The sequence below is a fragment of the Pseudorhizobium xiangyangii genome, assembly GCF_020531965.1.
Classification (GTDB): Bacteria; Pseudomonadota; Alphaproteobacteria; order Rhizobiales; family Rhizobiaceae; genus Neorhizobium; species Neorhizobium xiangyangii.
This window is the reverse complement of sequence record NZ_JAJAWH010000021.1, coordinates 57,596-75,302: the sequence shown is the minus strand read 5'-3', so window position 1 is coordinate 75,302 and position 17,707 is coordinate 57,596. Positions and strand designations below refer to the sequence as shown.

At 60.9% G+C, this 17,707-nt stretch carries 17 protein-coding genes; 8 read left to right on the top strand and 9 right to left on the bottom strand.

Features of this window, described 5'->3' with window-relative positions; translation table 11 throughout:
* The first annotated feature begins 4 nt into the window (after window positions 1-4).
* Window positions 5-1,555, top strand: coding sequence for a L,D-transpeptidase family protein (locus tag LH464_RS18245; RefSeq protein ID WP_226787836.1), 1,551 nt, complete (start codon window positions 5-7; stop codon window positions 1,553-1,555).
* 69 nt (window positions 1,556-1,624) lie between these two features.
* Here LH464_RS18245 and LH464_RS18240 read toward each other — a convergent pair whose 3' ends face one another.
* Window positions 1,625-2,200 (bottom strand): NIPSNAP family protein, encoded by a 576-nt coding sequence (locus LH464_RS18240; protein ID WP_226787835.1) that lies wholly within the window; start codon window positions 2,198-2,200, stop codon window positions 1,625-1,627.
* 73 nt (window positions 2,201-2,273) lie between these two features.
* Window positions 2,274-3,173 carry a helix-turn-helix domain-containing protein gene (locus tag LH464_RS18235; protein WP_226787834.1) on the bottom strand — a complete coding sequence of 300 codons (900 nt, stop codon included), beginning with the start codon at window positions 3,171-3,173 and terminating at the stop codon, window positions 2,274-2,276.
* A 117-nt stretch (window positions 3,174-3,290) separates the two neighbouring features.
* Here LH464_RS18235 and LH464_RS18230 point away from each other — a divergent pair, with 117 nt between their 5' ends.
* The 3 genes from LH464_RS18230 to LH464_RS18220 are packed head-to-tail and all read left to right on the top strand — an operon-like array spanning window position 3,291 to window position 6,506.
* A complete protein-coding gene (locus tag LH464_RS18230) occupies window positions 3,291-4,988 on the top strand; it encodes an FAD-dependent oxidoreductase (protein WP_226787833.1) in 1,698 nt (565 codons plus the stop codon).
* Window positions 4,985-5,764, top strand: a complete 780-nt coding sequence (locus LH464_RS18225; protein ID WP_226787832.1) for an SDR family NAD(P)-dependent oxidoreductase — start codon at window positions 4,985-4,987, stop codon at window positions 5,762-5,764. Before LH464_RS18230 ends, LH464_RS18225 begins: the two co-directional genes overlap by 4 nt.
* Complete coding sequence (locus LH464_RS18220) at window positions 5,757-6,506, top strand: SDR family NAD(P)-dependent oxidoreductase (protein ID WP_226787831.1); 750 nt, start codon at window positions 5,757-5,759, stop codon at window positions 6,504-6,506. The genes LH464_RS18225 and LH464_RS18220 overlap by 8 nt, the downstream gene beginning before the upstream one ends.
* 66 nt (window positions 6,507-6,572) lie before the next feature.
* On the opposite strand, the gene LH464_RS18215 is transcribed toward LH464_RS18220, so the two are convergent.
* The 7 genes from LH464_RS18215 to LH464_RS18185 form a co-directional block, all read right to left on the bottom strand.
* Window positions 6,573-7,295 (bottom strand): ABC transporter ATP-binding protein, encoded by a 723-nt coding sequence (locus LH464_RS18215; protein WP_226787830.1) that lies wholly within the window; start codon window positions 7,293-7,295, stop codon window positions 6,573-6,575.
* A 1-nt stretch (window position 7,296) separates the two neighbouring features.
* Window positions 7,297-8,043 (bottom strand): ABC transporter ATP-binding protein, encoded by a 747-nt coding sequence (locus tag LH464_RS18210; RefSeq protein WP_226787829.1) that lies wholly within the window; start codon window positions 8,041-8,043, stop codon window positions 7,297-7,299.
* A complete protein-coding gene (locus LH464_RS18205) occupies window positions 8,040-9,014 on the bottom strand; it encodes a branched-chain amino acid ABC transporter permease (RefSeq protein WP_226787828.1) in 975 nt (324 codons plus the stop codon). The genes LH464_RS18210 and LH464_RS18205 overlap by 4 nt, the downstream gene beginning before the upstream one ends.
* Window positions 9,011-9,889 carry a branched-chain amino acid ABC transporter permease gene (locus LH464_RS18200; protein WP_226787827.1) on the bottom strand — a complete coding sequence of 293 codons (879 nt, stop codon included), beginning with the start codon at window positions 9,887-9,889 and terminating at the stop codon, window positions 9,011-9,013. Before LH464_RS18200 ends, LH464_RS18205 begins: the two co-directional genes overlap by 4 nt.
* Window positions 9,890-9,978: 89 nt before the next feature.
* Window positions 9,979-11,106 carry an ABC transporter substrate-binding protein gene (locus LH464_RS18195; RefSeq protein ID WP_226787826.1) on the bottom strand — a complete coding sequence of 376 codons (1,128 nt, stop codon included), beginning with the start codon at window positions 11,104-11,106 and terminating at the stop codon, window positions 9,979-9,981.
* 192 nt (window positions 11,107-11,298) lie between these two features.
* Window positions 11,299-12,120, bottom strand: a complete 822-nt coding sequence (locus LH464_RS18190; protein ID WP_226787825.1) for a shikimate dehydrogenase family protein — start codon at window positions 12,118-12,120, stop codon at window positions 11,299-11,301.
* 119 nt (window positions 12,121-12,239) lie between these two features.
* Window positions 12,240-13,124, bottom strand: coding sequence for an NAD-dependent epimerase/dehydratase family protein (locus LH464_RS18185; RefSeq protein WP_226787824.1), 885 nt, complete (start codon window positions 13,122-13,124; stop codon window positions 12,240-12,242).
* Window positions 13,125-13,383: 259 nt separating this feature from the next.
* Between LH464_RS18185 and LH464_RS18180 the strand changes: the two genes are divergently transcribed.
* From LH464_RS18180 to LH464_RS18165, 4 genes are read left to right on the top strand one after another with little or no spacing between them, the layout of a single operon-like run.
* Entirely contained in the window at window positions 13,384-14,481 is a 1,098-nt protein-coding gene (locus LH464_RS18180) for a Gfo/Idh/MocA family protein (protein WP_226787823.1), read from the top strand.
* On the top strand, window positions 14,478-15,314 hold the full coding sequence (locus tag LH464_RS18175) for an IclR family transcriptional regulator (RefSeq protein ID WP_226787822.1): 837 nt from the start codon (window positions 14,478-14,480) through the stop codon (window positions 15,312-15,314). Before LH464_RS18180 ends, LH464_RS18175 begins: the two co-directional genes overlap by 4 nt.
* A gap of 52 nt (window positions 15,315-15,366) precedes the next feature.
* A complete protein-coding gene (locus tag LH464_RS18170; protein ID WP_226787821.1) occupies window positions 15,367-17,097 on the top strand; it encodes an FAD-dependent oxidoreductase in 1,731 nt (576 codons plus the stop codon).
* Window positions 17,094-17,705, top strand: coding sequence for an NIPSNAP family protein (locus LH464_RS18165; protein ID WP_226787820.1), 612 nt, complete (start codon window positions 17,094-17,096; stop codon window positions 17,703-17,705). The genes LH464_RS18170 and LH464_RS18165 overlap by 4 nt, the downstream gene beginning before the upstream one ends.
* The last annotated feature ends 2 nt before the right edge of the window (window positions 17,706-17,707 follow it).

Here is a 17,707-nt window from a genome sequence, read left to right as displayed (position 1 = left end):
TTTCATGAGTCAAAACCCGTTTATGGTCGGCACGCTCGAGCAGCCCACAATTGTTGTGCGCACGGGCCAGGATCCGCAAAACCCGCATATTGGTCTGCTGACTATTGATGACTGGACCGTCAAATGCGCCATTGGCCGTAACGGGCTTGTGGATCCGCAATTGAAACGCGAAGGCGACGGTAAAACGCCGCGCGGTCGGCACCCTTTGCGGTATGGTTTTTATGATCCGACGGTTTTCGGCGACGAGCCTCGCGGTTTCGATTTTCCGTTTTTGCCAAAGCCCGAAAATTACCGTTGGGTGGAAGACGCGGACAGTCCTTTCTATAATCAGCTGGTATTTGAAACGGATGAGACCCAGGCTTCACGCCGTGGTGAAAGGTTACTTGATCTGATCATCCCTGTTGGGTGGAACGATGCACTGCCTGGCGCTCGCGGAGGATCGGCCATTTTCATGCATACGGCACGGCCGGATTTCAGCGGCACGTCTGGCTGCGTGGTGGTGGCGCATGAACATTTGATGGAGCTGGCACGGCGTGCACGTCCAGGCATGGTTATCGATATTACTTCAATTGATGATCCGGTGACGCCGCTTGTACCCTTTGTTGCCGCTCCCCCAAAATCCGTTGAATCCGTTACTTTCCACGGCATGAAACCGGGACCTCGCCTGATTGTTACAGGGTCCGTCCATGGCAATGAGCCATCAGGCCCTTATGCGATCAACCGCTTGATTAACGAGTTCCGCACAGGTCAAAGGGAGCTGGAATCCGGTACCGTCACTTTTGTGCCGGTGGTCAACGGGCTGGCCTTTCGCAACAATACGCGCATTGGAGACCGTAATTTTAATCGGGATCTATCGGAAAGTGCCATCCCGCAAGACAATGAAGATCGCGTGGCGAATATTATTTGCCCCTTGCTGCGCGCCCATGATGTCCTGATCGATCTGCATTCGTTCAGTTCGGAAGGGGAAGCCCTCGCCCTTATAGGCCCACAGGACAACTGCGGCGCTTTGGAGCCTTTCGCACACGAGAAGGCCGAGGAGAAACTGGTAAAAGCGCTTGATTTGCCGCTCGTTGTATATGGCTGGCTGCCTGCGCATGAAAAGGCGTTGAAGCAGAAGCATGAAGCAGGGGTAACCGAAGGCCTGTCGTCTTTGCATGGCATAGGCACCACGGAATATATGCGTTTTGCCGGTGGCTACGGAGTTACCGTTGAATGCGGCCAGCATCTCGATCCGAAGGGGCCCCAGGTCGGTTATGACTGCGTCGTCAAGGGAATGGCGGCTCTTGGGATGATTGCCGAGGTGGGGCCAAAGGCCAAAACACCGCGCGTTCTGGAAATCTGCGATGCCGTTCTCGCCGATCATGACGACGACTATCTCGTAAAACAATTCACTACCGGCGAACCAGTCGCAGAAGGGCAGATTATCGGGAAACGTGCAGATGGCAGCGATATTGTGATGCCCTATGACGGGGCGATAATCTTCGCCGGGCTGACGGCACCAGTGCATAGCGAGCTTTGCTTCCTCTGCAAACCGAGTGATCGCTTGCAAAGCTAGAACCGTCAGGTCGCGAGCGATCCAGCGTACGGCTTTATGCCCGGCAGCTAGTCGTGCCCGACTGCACGATCAGAGCGGCGAGAACGCGAGTGGCCGCAACACGGTATAGTCGCCATGCGCATCACGAGCGGCGGCGAGTGGGTCTGACATGCGAGGCTGAAGGCTTATCGGCTGTGGGCGCGAGCCAGCAAGTTGCTGCCAGGTTGCGATTGAACCACCGGGAGAAGCCCCAGTGACAAGTGCTGCGCAGTCGGCGGCGAAAAGCGCGGCGCCGGGAGCGGCAGATCGGACAGTACAACGGTCCGCCAATGCCGCTTCGAACACAGATGATGTGGCCGAGAGCCGTAGAAGCTGGTTGTGCTGCTCTTCAACGAGCGCAAAGGCCGGAGCGATGAAGCCATCGATCCATTCGGCCTCCTGTACAAGCGCCGCGCGGCGGGTCTCGCGCTCGGACCAGTCGGCGTAGCTCCACAGATGATGGATGACGTTCAATGGCCCCGTTTCAGCAAGCCAGTAGCCCATGAGGGGAAGATGCTTCGTGACCAGCGGCAAGCCGCGCTCGGCAAAGAGGGTCAGATATCGACCGGCTGCTCCGGGCTTCAGGCGGTAGGTGCGCCACTCGTGGATCATCGTGCTATTTGTCATGGGCCCCAACTTTGACCATCTCGGCCTCTCGGGAAATGGACGGAGTGGTTGAAAAGTTGGACATTCTCCGTTCCTAGCTTTCGAGGCTGGTGGTCTCCTTTCTGAACGCTCCTGGCGACACGCCGGCGCGGCGTGCGAAAAAGCGGTTGAAATAGGCCGGGTCGTCGAAGCCGATCAGATGGGCAACCTGTGCAACGGTGCTCTCCGTATAGATGAGATAGCGCTTTGCCTCGACGATAATCCTCTCGTAGAGAAGATCGGAAGCGGTCTTTCCCGTCCGGGTCTTGCATGCAGCGTTGAGGCGCGCCGACGTTACCGCAAGAAGGTCGGCGTAGAAAGCCAGTGAGCGTCTGGTGCGAAAGTGTACTTCAAGTAGAGCCCGATAGCGGACAAGCAGATCGTAGTCTCGGTCTGGGGTCACGATGCCGAGGTTTTGGTGAGTGATGCTGAGGCGGAACACGACCACAAGAATGCGCATGAACTGCGCCATGATCGCTGTCCGACGACCCGGTGCAGACCAGATATACTCGCGATGGAGCCAATGGAAGGTGTCGTTGACCGCTGGAATACTGATGCCGGTCCCGTCCAGAGCATAGACGGCTGGCCGTCCTGCAGCCTGCAGCAGCCGGGGATCGCCTGACGAGGCTGTCTTTAGGCAGCCGAGAGCCGCCGTTACCACGAAACCGTCCGTACCTCGATCAAAGTCGATCTGGTGCACGATACCGGCCGGAACGACAAGAATGCTGGGAGCGGGTATAGGCAAAGCGCTGTCTTCCATCCGAATGGTCCCGCCGCCTTCGCGCACGACCAGGATCTGCAGATGATCGGGATGAGCATGCGGACGAATCCTCCAATCGTGCGGCCCGCTTCGATCGTGGATCGCTTCGATGTTCAGAAAGTCGAGCTCGACGTCTGTCCCTTGATCTCCATACAGATAGTAGTGAGGGATGCCGCCCATTACCTCGCCACCCATTCTTCCTCCTCCGGTAAGTGTCGGCCGAATTGTGCAACAATCGCACGGTTCCGTCCATTGGTGACGTGCACGCCTGAACGATAGCAATAGGAAGGATGTCTGGGAGAGGAAGAGAAGATGGCGGACGACAGGCAATGCGACGTGCTGGTCATTGGGTCGGGGGCCGGCGGACTTGCGACCGCAATCACCGCCAAGAAGCACGGCCTGTCTGTGCTCGTCATCGAGAAAGAGGCCGTTTTTGGTGGCACCACGGCGTTTTCGGGCGGTGTGCTGTGGATACCTGGGAATAGCCACGGGAAGAAAAACAATCCGGACGACACGCCGGAGGCAGCCCTGCGCTACATGCGAGCAGAGACAGGCAACTGGTATCAGCCCCGTGCCGTGGAGGCTTTTCTGAAAGCGGGCCCGCGCATGCTTGACTGGTTCGAACGCGAGACAGAGGTCAGGTTCGTGCCGACCCTGTATCCGGACTATCACCCGACAGTGGAAGGCGGCGTCGATGTGGGGCGTTCCGTTCTGGCAGCACCGTTCGATTCGAGCGTGCTTGGAGGTGAACTCAGGCGGCTGCGGCCGCCGCTGTCGACCATCACCTTCATGGGGATGATGTTCAACTCGTCCAACGCTGACATCAAACACTTTTTCAATGTAACAAAATCGGCTTCCTCGTTCTCCTATGTGGTGAAGCGATTGCTTGCCCATGCGGGCGAAGTGATGCGTCACGGCCGGGGCGTACAGGTCACGAGCGGCAATGCTCTGGCGGCGCGGTTGGTGAAGAGCTGCCTCGATCTCGGAATACCGATACTCACCGAAACGCCGGCCTTGCGCCTGGTGAAGGAGGGGGGAGCCGTCATTGGGGCCGAAGTCGGCGGCGCTGTCCCACGGACGATCGTCGCGAAACGCGGCGTCGTCCTCGCCTGCGGCGGCTATGCCCAGGATCTTGCCCGGCGCGCCGGCATCTATCCGCACCTGAAGGCAGGCAGTGATCACCATTCGCCTGTGCCATCCGGCAATGCTGGCGACGGTATTCGGCTTGGCGAGGACGCAGGCGGCGCCTTCGATGCCGAATATCCGCAGGCGGCGGCTTGGATGCCGGTCAGTCGTGTCCCGGGAAAGGGCGTTTTTCCGCACCTGCTCGACCGCTACAAGCCCGGCATGATCGCGGTTCTCGCCGACGGCCGGCGCTTCACGAACGAGAGTGAAAGTTACCACGATGTCGGTGCCGCCATGATCGCCTCCGGCGAAGCGTCGGCCTGGCTGATCTGCGACCATCGAGCGATCCGCAAATATGGTCTTGGCCATGCCAAGCCTGCACCGATGCCGCTCGGGCTTTGGCTGCGCTCCGGATACCTGAAGAAGGGGCGGACGCTTTCGGAACTGGCCAGAACCTGTGGGATCGATGAAAAAGGGCTCGAAGAAACAGTAACGACTTACAATCGCGGAGCCCGCGAAGGTCGCGACGATCAGTTCCGCAGGGGCGAGACTTCGTTCAACCGCTATCTGGCAGACCCGGATCACAAGCCGAATCCTACCGTCGCCCCGCTGCAGCAGGGGCCATTCTACGCGGTCCGGCTTGAGATGGGAGACCTTGGCACTTTCGACGGCCTGAAGACAACCGTTCCGGGGGAGGTCCTGGACCGTGAGGGACGGGTCATCCCGGGCCTGTTTGCCGTCGGCAATGACCGCGCCTCGATCATGGGCGGCAACTATCCGGGTGCGGGCATAACGCTGGGGCCGGCGATGACCTTTGGCTGGCTCACCGGCCGTTATCTGGCAGGTATTTCACTCGACGACACGCATGAGGAGGAGTCAGCATGAATTGGTTGGGACTTGAAGGAAAGACTGCGGTTGTCACCGGTGCCGGCGGCGGTATCGGTCACGCCCTTTGCACAGCGTTCGCCGGCGCCGGCGTGCGGGTGGTGCTTCTTGACAGGGACGTGGATCGTGCCGCGTCGATCGCAGCCGACATCGGTCATGGTGCGTTCGCGCTTCGCTGTGATCTGGGGATGCCTGCGGACATAGCGGCTGCAGCTGAGCGCGTCGAGGCTGAAGGTGGAGCGGACATTCTGGTCAACAGTGCGGCGATCCTGCGTCCCGGCCCACTGGAGACGGTGTCGGAAGCCGATTGGTCTGGAATGCTCACGGTCAACCTGACAGGATACCTCACGGCATCCCAAGCCTTTGGCCGTGGAATGTTGGCGCGCGGGCGAGGGGCCCTGATCCACATCGCGAGCATCGCAGGTAGTCAACCTCAGCCCGCGAGCGGGGCCTATTCGGCTTCGAAGGCCGCAACCATCATGATGTCGAGGCAATTGGCTCATGAGTGGGGCCCTCGCGGGGTCCGCTCGAACTGTATCAGTCCCGGACTGGTCATCACGCCGATGTCTGCGCCGTTCTATGCCGATCCCGATGTAAAGGCGCGCCGCGAAGCGATGGTGCCGCTGCGGCGTATTGCGTCGCCAGAGGACATGGCCGATTTGGCTCTCTTCCTCGCGTCCGAAAGAGCGGCCTACGTGAGCGGGCAGGATATCGTCGTGGACGGAGGCCTGTCCCAGTCGCTCATGGGTCTGGTTCCGAGGCCCGGCTATGCGTGACGCCCTTGTCACCGGCGGAGCGGACGGGATAGGCCTTGCCACCGCATGCAAGCTGGCCGCGGCCGGATATCGCGTCACGATCGCGGATCTTGACGGTGAGAAAGCGGCGCTGCGTGCGCGCGAGCTCGGCGTCGAACATCACGGTATCGCGTGCGACGTGACCTGCGAAGAGCAGGTCGCAGCTATAGCTCGGACTGCGTCTTTCGAGGTTCTCGTCAACAATGCAGGTATCGGCGACAGCCACTTGCCTACCTTGGAGCAGGAGATCGATGCTTTTCGCAAGCTGCTTGAGGTGCATCTCGTCGGCACCTTTCTGATGTCACGGGAAATAGGCAAGGGTATGATTGCACGCGGCCGGGGAGCGATCGTCAATCTGTCCTCCATTGCCGGACTGACAGGTCTGCCAAAAAGAAACGCCTATGGCGCGGCAAAGGCCGGAATTGTTGCGATGACACGTTCGATGGCATGCGAATGGGCACACCACGGTGTGCGTGTAAATGCCGTGGCCCCAGCCTTCGTCGAAACAGCGCTGGTAAGAAAACTTTCCGACTCCGGACGGATCGACATTCCCGCTATTCGACGCCGCACGCCGATCGGCCGCCTGATTGCGCCTGATGAGGTGGCGTCTGCGATTGCCTTTCTGGCCTCGCCGGAGGCTTCAGGCATCACCGGCATCGTGCTTCCTGTCGATGGAGGGTGGACGGCATACGGAGACTTCGGAGATGCCTCGTCGGAGGCCTGAGTGACTTCGTGGTACGAGTAAAAAAGGCCCGGCGTTCGCCGGGCCTTTTTCTTATCTGGCATTGGATCAGGCGGCACCGTCGATATGGCCGCCAAGGAACAATTGCCCGACCCTCGGGTCGCCAAGCAGGCTGGATGCCTTGTCGAACATGCGTGTCTGGCCCAATTCCAGCACCAGTCCATAGTCCGACATGGCGAGCGCTGCCTTGGCGTTCTGCTCGACCATCAGGATTGTTACCCCTTGGTCGCGAAGGCGGATCAGTGTCTGAAAAACCTCCTGGACCAGGTTGGGAGAGAGGCCGATCGAAGGCTCGTCGATGAGGATCAACTTTGGGTCAAGCAACAGCGCGCGTGCGATCTCGAGCTGCTTTTGTTGACCGCCCGAGAGTTCGATCGCCTTCTGGTCCTTGCGCTGGCGTAGCATGGGGAACTGGTCCATCACCTGCTCCATTCGCATCTTGACCCGGGCCTGATCCTTCGACGTGATGCCTCCCAGTTCGAGATTGTGCAGGACCGAGAGCTGCGGCACCACGTTCCGCCCCTGCGGCACATAGGTGACGCCTCTCGCAATCATCTCCGCGGCCGTCTTCCTCGTCACGTTCTCGCCGTTCAGAAGAATCTCGCCGGACTGGATGCTCAACAGGCCGAAGATTGCCTTGAAGACTGTCGACTTGCCCGCTCCGTTGGGCCCGATGACAGTCGTGATCGAACCCTGCGGAATGGTAAAGGATGTTCCGTTCAGGATGGTGATCCGGCCGTAGCCGCCCGTGACGTTCTTGAGTTCCAGCATGTCAGCCTCCGAGATAGGCGTCGATGACCATCTGGTTCGCGCGGATTTCCTCCGGCTTCCCTTCGGCGATGATCTCGCCCTGAGCCAGGACGATGATCCGCGTGCACAGCGACATGACGAATTCCATATTGTGCTCGATCACGACGAAGGTCGTGCCATGTTCGATATTGTAGGTCATCAACCGTTCTTTCAGATGAGTAAGCATGGTCAGGTTCACCCCGCCCGCCGGCTCGTCCAGTAACACGATGCCAGGTCCGGCCATGAAAGCCATGGCCGCATCCACCAGCTTTTGCTGCCCGTAGGACAGCGAGCCTGCCGGTGTGTCGCGGTAGGGCGTCAGGCGGAAGAACTCGATAAGCTGTTCGGCTTTTCCGGTCAGTCCGGCATCGGGCTTGCCAAAGAGCCGGGACAGCATCGTCCCTTCGTGTTCCTGGCCGGCCAGGATGATGTTGTCGAGGACACTCATCTTCGGGAAGACGGACAATTGCTGGAATGTCCGTCCCAGGCCCAGAAGCGAAAGGTCCGCCGGACGGACCCTGTCAACCGGCTTGCCGTTAATCTCGACATGGCCGGTGGTCGGGCGCAGCTGCCCGAGGATGCAGTTGAAGAGTGTTGACTTCCCTGAGCCGTTTGGGCCGATGAGCCCCAGGATCTCGCCCTTGTGGACATCGAAGCTGACGTCGCTCACGGCGCGAATGCCACCGAACTGCTTTGAGATGTTGCGGACGGAAAGGACGGGTGCGTTCATAGCTGGGCCCCTTGTTGCATATCGCGCCGAGCTTCATGGCGTGGACGGAGCTTGTCGATGATTTTATGGCCGAGACCGATCAGGCCGTTAGGCGAATAGACCATCAGCACGATGACGAGGAACGAATAGATGATGAGGTAGTAGCCTTCGGTGAAACGCAGGACCTCCGGCAACAGGATGACGACGGCAGCTCCAAGCATCGGACCAAAGAAAAATCCGGATCCGCCAACCACGACCATCAACAGCAGTTTCAGCGAATGGATCAGGGCGAAGCTGCCTGGCTCGATGAACTGGACGAGCGGCGCCTGAAGAGAGCCGGCAAAGCCGCCGAAGGCCGACCCGATCGCGAAGGCGAGCAGTGTCTGGCGCCGGATCTTCAGTCCGAGGCTCTCGGCGCGGATAGGGTTCTCGCGGAGCGCCTTGAATGCGCGGCCCCATGGCGAACGCAGGATCCACCACATCACGCCGGCCGAGAAAAGAAAGCAGATCAGCGAGAAATAGTAGAACGAGAGGTTGCTGTCCGTGGTGATGCCGAAGAACGACGGGCGGGGCATGCCGACGAGGCCGAAGGACCCGCCGGTTATCTCTTCCTCATTACGCAGAACAAGGAAGAGCAGCGTGTTGAATGCGAGTGTAACGAAAGCGAGGAAATGGTGCTGCACCCGCAGGGCGGGATAACCGAGCACGAGGCCGACGGCAAAGCTCGACGTGATCGAGATGACGGTTGCAAAGCCCCAGTGGATACCGGAGAGGGTCAGCAATGCCGTCACGTAAGCGCCGATGCCCATGAAGGCCGCCTGTGCGAGGCTGACTTGTCCGGCATAGCCGAGCGTGAGGTTGAGGCCCATCGCCGAGATCGAGAACAGGAGCCAGGAGCAGAGCGTGTAGATGATGTAGTTGCCCTGGCCGACAGGCGCGACGAGCAATATTGCTACGCCGAGAGCAACGAGGATGGCTTGAAGTTTGGTCATACGGTCCTCCCTTCCGGGGTGCCGAGCAGGCCCTGCGGACGTAGCAGGATGATGGCAATGAGCAGAATGAGCGGCATCGCGGAGCGATACTCGGCGGAGATGTAGAGCGCCGACAGGTTGTCGATCACGCCAATCAGCAGGCCGCCCACCAAGGCGCCGCGGATTTGATTGAAGCCACCAACGATGGCCGCGATGAAGGCGACGAGGCCCAAGGTCTCACCGTTCGAAAACTTGGCGAGATAGATGGGCGAGATCAATACCGACGCGATCGTGGCGAGCGCGGCATTGATCAAGAAGGTGTACATCACCATCCGCTTGACGTTCACACCGAGGATCTCGGCGACTGCCGGGTTCTGGGCGCTCGCTTGCATGCAGCGACCCGTGCGGGTGCGGTTGAGGAAAAGCTGCAAGCCACCGATCGCCAGCATGGAGACAACGAGGTTGCCTATGTCCTGGATCGAAACGCTGGCGCCGGCGACGTTGAACACCGTCTGCGGAAAGACCGCTGGAAATGGCTGGGCTGTGGCGCCGTAAAGTTCCTTGACGCTTTCCTTCAGGAGCAGGCCGAGTGCGATCGTTGCGATGACGAGCGGCAGGGTGCCGTGCGGCAGCATGGGTTCGACGATCAGCCGCTTGAAGGCCACGCCGAGGATGAGAAGCGACAGGACGAGACCAAGCCCGATGGCGGGCCACATGGGCAAGCCCAGCACAGTCATGCCAACCAGCACGAAGAATGCCGGTAGCATGACGAACTCGCCCTGGGCGAAATTGATCGTTTGCGATGCCTGCCAAAGAAGCGTGAAGCCGACGGCGGCCAGCGCGTAGATGGAGCCGGCGGCAAGGCCGGAGACAAGAATCTGGATAAGCTCGGCCATGAAGTCCTCACATGCTGTGGTCGGCTTTACGAAATCAGAAGGTCGCACGCCGGGCGGGGAATTCCCCACCCGACGTTAGCCTTGGGAGCTTAGTTCGGGGGCAGGATGGCTTTGACAACCTGCTTGCCGTCCTGGACTTCGACGAAGAAGCTCTCACGCGACATTTCGCCGGTTTCGTCCCACGAGACGTCCATCAGTACGCCCGGGTGTTCCGCAGCGTTCAGCGTCAGCCCGTGCAGCTTTTCGGCGATGGCCTGACTGTCCGGAGAGCCGACCATCTCGGTGACGTACTTGATGGCCCAGGCGGCCGTGTAGCCTTTGATGGCGTTGTGGTCAGGCGTATAGTTGTACTTCGCCTTGAAACGCTCGACCATTTCGGTAACGGCGGGAATGTTGGCGTCGGGTGTCAGTCCGACATGTCCCATCGCACCGTTTGCGGCTTCGCCGGCAAGTTCGATAACCTTGTGACCGATCAGGGTTGTCTCGCCAACCAGTGGTATTTTGAGACCCTGTTTGGCCGCCTCGCGCAAGAAGCGTGCGCTTTCCTCTTCCGTGACGTATATGAATGCGGCGTCGGCATCGCTGCTTTTCAGCTTTACGATATCGGCCGAGAAGTCGGTTTGAGCCTGCTCCGTCGGAATGTCCGTAACGATTTCGATCCCGGCTTCCTTCATCGCATCGACGAACGCCGTGTGCCCGCCCTTGCCGAACTCGGTGTTCGCCCAGACAACGGCTGCCTTCTTCACACCCATCGTCTCGATCATGTATCTTGTCATCTTCGGTACGCCCTTTTGCGAACCGAAGGCGGTGCGGAAGATGTAAGGGTTGCTCATGGAGGTGATCGAAGGGGCCTCGGAGCCGGTGAACTGCGGGATGCCCGCCTGCTTGGCAACAAGCATGTTCACAACGGTGGAGGATGAGAAGACCGTTCCAGTGATGGCATACACGCCGTCGTCGATGGCCTTCTGCACCAAGGCGCGAGATACCTGCGGGTCGGTCTGGGTATCATACTCCAGAAGCTCGATCTTTTCCTTGAGAACGCCGCCATCGGCGTTGATCTCCTCGAAGCCCATCTTCACGCCGTCGCGGAAGTTGGTGCCGGCTGCAGCACCCGGACCCGACAGCTCGACGATGGAGCCGATCTTGAGATCGGCGAGCGCGGGCGTCATGCCGAGCACCATTGTCATCGCAGCCGTGCATAGTAGTTTCTTGATCATTAATCTTCCTCCCTTGGTTGATTTAGTAGAAGCGAGCCCTTTACCGGTCATCCAGACCGGGCTTGCGACTTGTGGTGCCGAAGCGGTTCGGCCGTAGAATTCACTCCTCCTCGAGCGCCGCTCCGAGATTCACTTGGAATAGTGTGCCCCATCCTGTTGCAGGTCACACTTCATTATAAACGATTATAAACGTCACGCCGCTGACACGACGATCTTGCGTGTACCCATCAGCATTTCTGCCAGGAGCACCGCCTGCGCGTTGAACATCCCGGAACCCGGCATTGTCCGGCAGCCTTTCTTTCGGGCAGCAGCGATCAGCGGCGGGACTGCCGGCCGGGTCACCACGTCGGCCACGAACTGCTCGGCCGTCAGGAGTTCCGTCTGGACAGGCAGGGGATCACCTTCGCGCATGCCCAACGGGGTGGCATGTGCAACCAAGGCGAAACCACGCGGGTCTGTGGTGCCGGGGCGTGCCTTCCCAGGAAATGCCTCGTTCAGACGGGCAATGAGAGCGTCCCGCCGGCCGGTGTCGATGTCATGGAGTGCAAGTTCCGAGGCGCCACGGGCGAGTATTTCGTAGGCGATGGCAGAGCCCGCTCCACCCGTACCTATCAGAAGGGCCGTCTTGCCCTCAATCACGAGGCCTTCGGCCTCGATGCCGTCCATGTAGCCATGACCATCGGTCGCGTCGCCAATCCATTCATCCCCGTCGCGGATCATGATGTTGACCGCAGCGGATGCCTTCGCACGATCGGTCGTGGAATTGCAGACTGCGAGGCTGGGCACCTTGTGAGGCACGGTGACGACGATACCACCGACGTTGCGCATTGCCTTCGCATGGCTCAGCCAGCCGTCCAGATCCTCGGGAAGAACATGGACGGGCACGACGATGCCGTTGAAGCCCCGGTCTGCCATGATCTGGCTGAGTGCGGCAGGCGATTTCACTTGGCCGATCGGATGGCCGATGATCGGGAACACCTTCGTCTCGCCGTCAACGGATATTGGTTTAGTCACACTGTCCTCCCCCAATGCCGGCAGCATGTCTGCACCGGCACCCCTTCATGATACAAGCATGTCGTTCGCGTCCCGAAAATGGACGATAGGAACGAAACGTTGGATTTTTGTACACTGGCTCAGCGCTCATGGGTGAGTGCCTTCAGATCGGATAGCGAGCGGGCAATCCCCTCGGCGATGGTGGTGACCGGTTGCGGTCCGAAAGCCGTGGGGACGGGATCCGATGTAAGCTCCGCCGGAATGCGCAGCGGCGGGCCATCGATAGAGACGCCGTTCCAGCCGCTTTGGCGAGAGAGCTCCTGCACAAAATCGTCCATGCCGGCCGTGTCGCCGGCAACGGTCAGCACAGTCGCATTGTCGAGCGACACGCTCATCGCGGCTGCAAGCAGTCGTGCCACATCATCGACGTGTACGAAGCCGACGCGGCCCGAGAAGTGGATGGTAGCCGGCTCCCGCCGCACCGAGGCAGCAAGCGCAATGGACGGCCCGGCCGCAATGCCGGAACTGATGCCGGGGCCGTAGATGATGTAGGGGCGCAGCCCAAGGCTAGGCACGCCATGATCGAGGTGAAAGCTGCGGGCCACGCCCTCAACAGCAAGCTTGGTGGTGCCGTAGATCGTTGAGGGCTGTGGATGCACGGCGTCTGCGGGCCCGAAGACGCCTGCCGTGCTGAGGTAGGCGACAGGTAGGCGCCGCGGTGCTGCCGCCTGAAGGACATTCAGGCTGCCGATCAGGTTCACGGTCGCGCCGCGGATCGGATCTCGGGCGCAATCCACGGTCATCAGCCCGGCAAGATGGACGATTCCGTCGCAACCTTGTGCCGCGCGCGTGACGGCGGCGGCATCGGTGATGTCACCGGCGACGATATCCAGCGGTGCAAGTGGTGCCGTGTATGACTGCGGCGAAAGGTCGAAGATGCGCACATCGTGGCCGGCCGCCAGCAGCGCCGCAACAGTGCGGGCGCCGACGAATCCGGTGCCACCGGTAACGAGGATACGGCTCATGCCATCTCTCTCCTGGCCGCTGAAACAGCGACGAGGCTGCAGGTCGCGCCGCAGACAATGACGACTGGGGCAACGGGCATGCCGGCAGCCGGATGAAGTCCGGCCGTCATCGATTGCATATAGCGGTCGCAGGCATAATCCACGCTTCGTCCCTCCCTGTTGCTGCAACTATACATATTGTGGAATGTCGTTCAACAATAATATTATGTTTCATTTTCGTGGGACTCGGATATAAAGAGCTCCATCTGGAGGCAGCCTTTTGAGACATCTCATCGATATTGCCGTTGTGGGCGCCGGCGCCATTGGGCGAACCCACATTCATACCTTGAGCCAAATGTCGGGTGTCCGGCTGGCGGCTCTGGTGGATCCTGCCGCGCCGGCTATCGCGCTGGCCGATGAGATCGGCATCCCTTGCTTTGCGTCGGTCGACGATCTCATCAACTCGGGGCGAGCGAACGCTGCCATCGTCGCAACGCCCAACGAAACGCACCTGCCGGTTTCCGAGATGTTCTTGCGGGCTGGTATTCCGGTGCTTCTGGAAAAGCCGGTGGCGGAAAGTCTTTCGTCGGCGTTGCAGCTGCTTGCCGTGGCAGAAGAGACGCGTGTCCCGCTCCTGGTTGGTCATCACCGGCGGCATAATCCAATTATCCGTGCGGCCCATCAGGCGATACGTTCCGGACGGATCGGCGATCTCGTCATGGCGACGGTGACATGCTCACTCGCCAAGGATGCGGGATATTTCGACGCCCCGTGGCGACGGCGCCCGGGTGCTGGTGGACCTCTGTTGATCAATCTGGTGCACGAGATCGACCTGCTCCGCCACTTCTTCGGCGAGATTGCGACCGTGCAGGCGATTTCCAGCAATGCCCGCCGCGGCCTTCCGGTCGAAGATACGGCCGCGGTTTGCCTGGCTTTCAAGGCGGGCGGGCTGGCAACGCTCTGCATTTCCGATGCGGCCGCCGGACCGTGGGCATGGGACCTGACAGCGGGAGAGAACCTGGCGCGGTTCCCGGCCCACGATGCCAGCGCGCACCACTATGCGGGCAGCCGCGCCGGTTTGTCGTTGCCGGATCTCACTCTCTGGGAGCCCGAAGCTGAGCCCAACTGGACGCGGGCATTGAGGCCATCGAAGCTGCCGGTCATTCAGGCGGACCCCTATGAGGTTCAGATTGCTCATTTCGCAGATCTGGTGAGGCGGAAGGCGGAGCCGCTGGTTTCGGCGCGTGACGCGACGGCCAACCTGATCGTCCTCGACGCGATCAGTGCGGCCGCGGACAGCGGTCGTGCAGTCACCGTTGATCTTTCACCGCTTCAATCGATCTCCCCCTCGCAGAACAAGGACGGGACGGTACAATGAGCAGCGTCGTCGAGAAAGCACTGGCCATTATCGAACTGCTTGTCGAGCATCCCACCGGCCTGCCAGTGTCGGCGATTGCAGCCGCAACCGATCAGCCGGCAAGCGGCGTACACCGGACCCTTCAGGAGCTTGCCCGGCTGGGCTACGTGCGCCAAACGCAGGCCCAGGGCGACTATGCCGTGACGATCAAGCTTCCGGCGATGGGGCTTGGCTTCCTGGGTCGGGCCGGCATCACCGACGTGACGCAGCCTGTTCTCGATGGGCTCGCGGCCTATTCGGGTGAACTTATCCGGCTCTCGGTCATCGATGATGACAGGCTGATTTGGGTGGCTGTGGCTCAGGGCGCAACGCGCGGCCTTCGCTACGATCCAGGTCAGGAGCAGGGCGTTGTGGTCCATCTCGCCAGTTCCGCAGGAGGACAGGCGTGGCTATCGACCATGAGTGACGAAGAGGCCTTGGCCAAGGTTTCGGCGCAGGGCCTTCTTCGGAAGGCGGATGGAACGGGTCCCGGTGCACCACGCAGCCTGACCCTCATTCTCGAGCGGTTGGAAGTGGCGCGCATGCATGGGTACGCGACCGCAGTGGACAGCTATATCGCCGGGATGGCGGCAATGGCCGTACCGGTTCGCTATCAGGGAAATGGCGCGGTGCTGGGCTGCCTGTCGATCGCGGGTCCAGCTGTGCGGATGACAGACACACGCATGCGGGAACTTGCTCCGCGTCTCCAGGCCGCCGCAGCCGAAATTGGTGAGGCTGCCTCTGGCTCCCATTACTTCCAGGCGATCGTCAGAAACCTGCAGCCGGCGCTGGGACACGAAAGGCAGGGAGCATGAGCCGTTTTTCATTGCAGACGTCGTTCGCGCTCAGCCGTGACTGGACCGGCAGATGACGTCTCGGATCGTGTGCGACGTCCTGGTGATAGGTTCGGGAGCTTCCGGTTTGGCAGCGGCAGTGACGGCAGCGCATTTCGGCCTGAAGGTGGTCGTCGCCGAAAAGGAACCCGTTTTCGGCGGAACAACCGCATGGTCCGGTGGGTGGCTGTGGATCCCGCGCAACCCTCTTGCCCAGGCGGCCGGGATCGTTGAACCACTTGAGACGCCGATGGAGTATCTGCGCAGCGAACTCGGTAACCACTCTGCCGATCCGCGCATCGCCGCCTTTCTCGCCAACGGGCCGGAGATGGTGTCGTTCTTCCAGGACCGCACCGCTATGCGCTGGATTGACGGAAACCAGGTCCCTGACTTTCATGAAACGCCGGGGTCAGCCAGAGGCGGTCGCTCCGTCTGCGCCGCCCCCTACGACGCGCGTGAACTCGGACGCTGGGTGAAGAAGCTGCGGCCGCCGCTGGACGTGGCCAGCCTCTGGGGCATGGGATTGGCCAGTGGCGCCGACATGCGGCATTTCTTTCAGGCTACCCGCCATGCGCGTTCCGCGCTTTACGTTGTCGGCCGGTTGGCGCGCCATGTACGGGATCTCCTGGTCCACGGGCGGGGCATGCATCTCGTCAATGGAAACGCGCTTGTTGCAAGACTGCTGCGCTCGAGCATCGATCTTGGGGTGACGCTGATCGACAGTGCGCCGGTGAAGGAACTGTTGGTTGACGGTAGCCGCGTCACCGGCGCATCGCTGGCGACAACGGATGGAACGCTGCGGGTCGAGGCAAAGCGTGGCGTTGTGCTGGCGACGGGTGGTTTTCCGCATGACCCCGCACGGCTCGATCAACTTGCTCACCATGCAGGCGGCGGACGGGGACATTTTTCGGCCGCGCCGCGTTCAAATACCGGTGACGGGCTTCGCCTTGCGGAGGAGGTCGGCGGCCTGGTTGCGGATGATCTCGCATCCGCCGTGGCTTTGGCGCCGGTATCTATCGTCCCACGCGAGGGCGGCAAGGCCGCGCATTTCCCGCATCTTCTCGAACGTGCCAAGCCAGGCATCATTGCGGTGACGGCGGCTGGCCGGCGGTTCGTCAGCGAGGCGGACAGCTACCACGATTTTGTCGCGGCGCTGATCGCAGCCACACCTTCTGGGGAGCCGGTCGAGGCATGGCTGATCGCCGACCGTTCGGCACAGCGGCGCTGGGGCCTCGGATCGGCGAAGCCCTTTCCGTTCCCGACCACACCGGCAGTCCGGTCCGGATACCTGAAGCGCGGGAGAAGCGTTGAAGAACTCGCGCATGCCTGCGCAATTCCGGCGGAGGTGCTGGTGGAGACTATTGCGCGGTTCAACGGGTTCGCTGCGGCAGGAGAGGACCCGGATTTCCATCGCGGCAGGTCGATCTACAACCGTGTGCAGGGCGACCCCGCCCATCAGCCGAACCCCTCACTTGCCCCGCTTTGTCGGGCCCCGTTCTACGCCGTCAAGATCGTTCCCGGATCGCTCGGGACGTTTGCGGGGGTGAAAACCGATCCGACCGCGCGGGTTGTTGACGGGAGTGGGGTCCCAATTCCCGGACTATTCGCCGTCGGCAACGACATGTCCTCGATCATGGCGGGACGCTATCCGTCCGGCGGGATCACTCTGGGGCCGGGGATGACGTTTGGATATATCGCCGGCCGCGTTCTGGCTGATCAGCCAGTTACCGGTATCGACACAATGGAAATGGAGGAGACAACATGAAACTTTATGAGCTTTCGACACTCGACACGGTTATCTTTGGGGCAGGCAAGGCTGCTGCCGGGCTGGAGGCTTGGATAGCCAAAGGTGAGGGTCGTCTCTGCGGTGCCTGGGGCACGGATATCGGAACGCTGAACCGGATTTTCGTGCTGCGTTCGTTTGACGACCTCGACTCGATGATGGCGGAGCGTGAGCGAGCCATTCGCAGCGCCGATCCCTTCGGCTGCGTCGAACATCTCGTGTCTCTCAATATGGAGAGCTACCGCGCGCTGGATTTCCTTCCATCTGTGGAGCCGGGGACCTACGGCCCCATCTATGAGTTTCGGACCTATCGAACGAAAATCAACGGCATTGTTCCGACCATGGAGAAGTGGGCGGAAGCGGTGCCCCCAAGAGAAGCCTACTCCAAGCTGACGGTGGCGATGTACGGGCTCGACGGGCCACCGCGCCTCACGCAGATCTGGCCGTATGAAAGCCTCGCGGCTCGGGCCGAAGCGCGCAGCCGCTCGGTGGCCGATGGTAAATGGCCGCCCAAGGGTGGACCGGACTGGCTTACGCCGGACATGACGAGCCAGATCGCCTTGCCGCTGTCGTTCTCGCCGCTGAAATGACC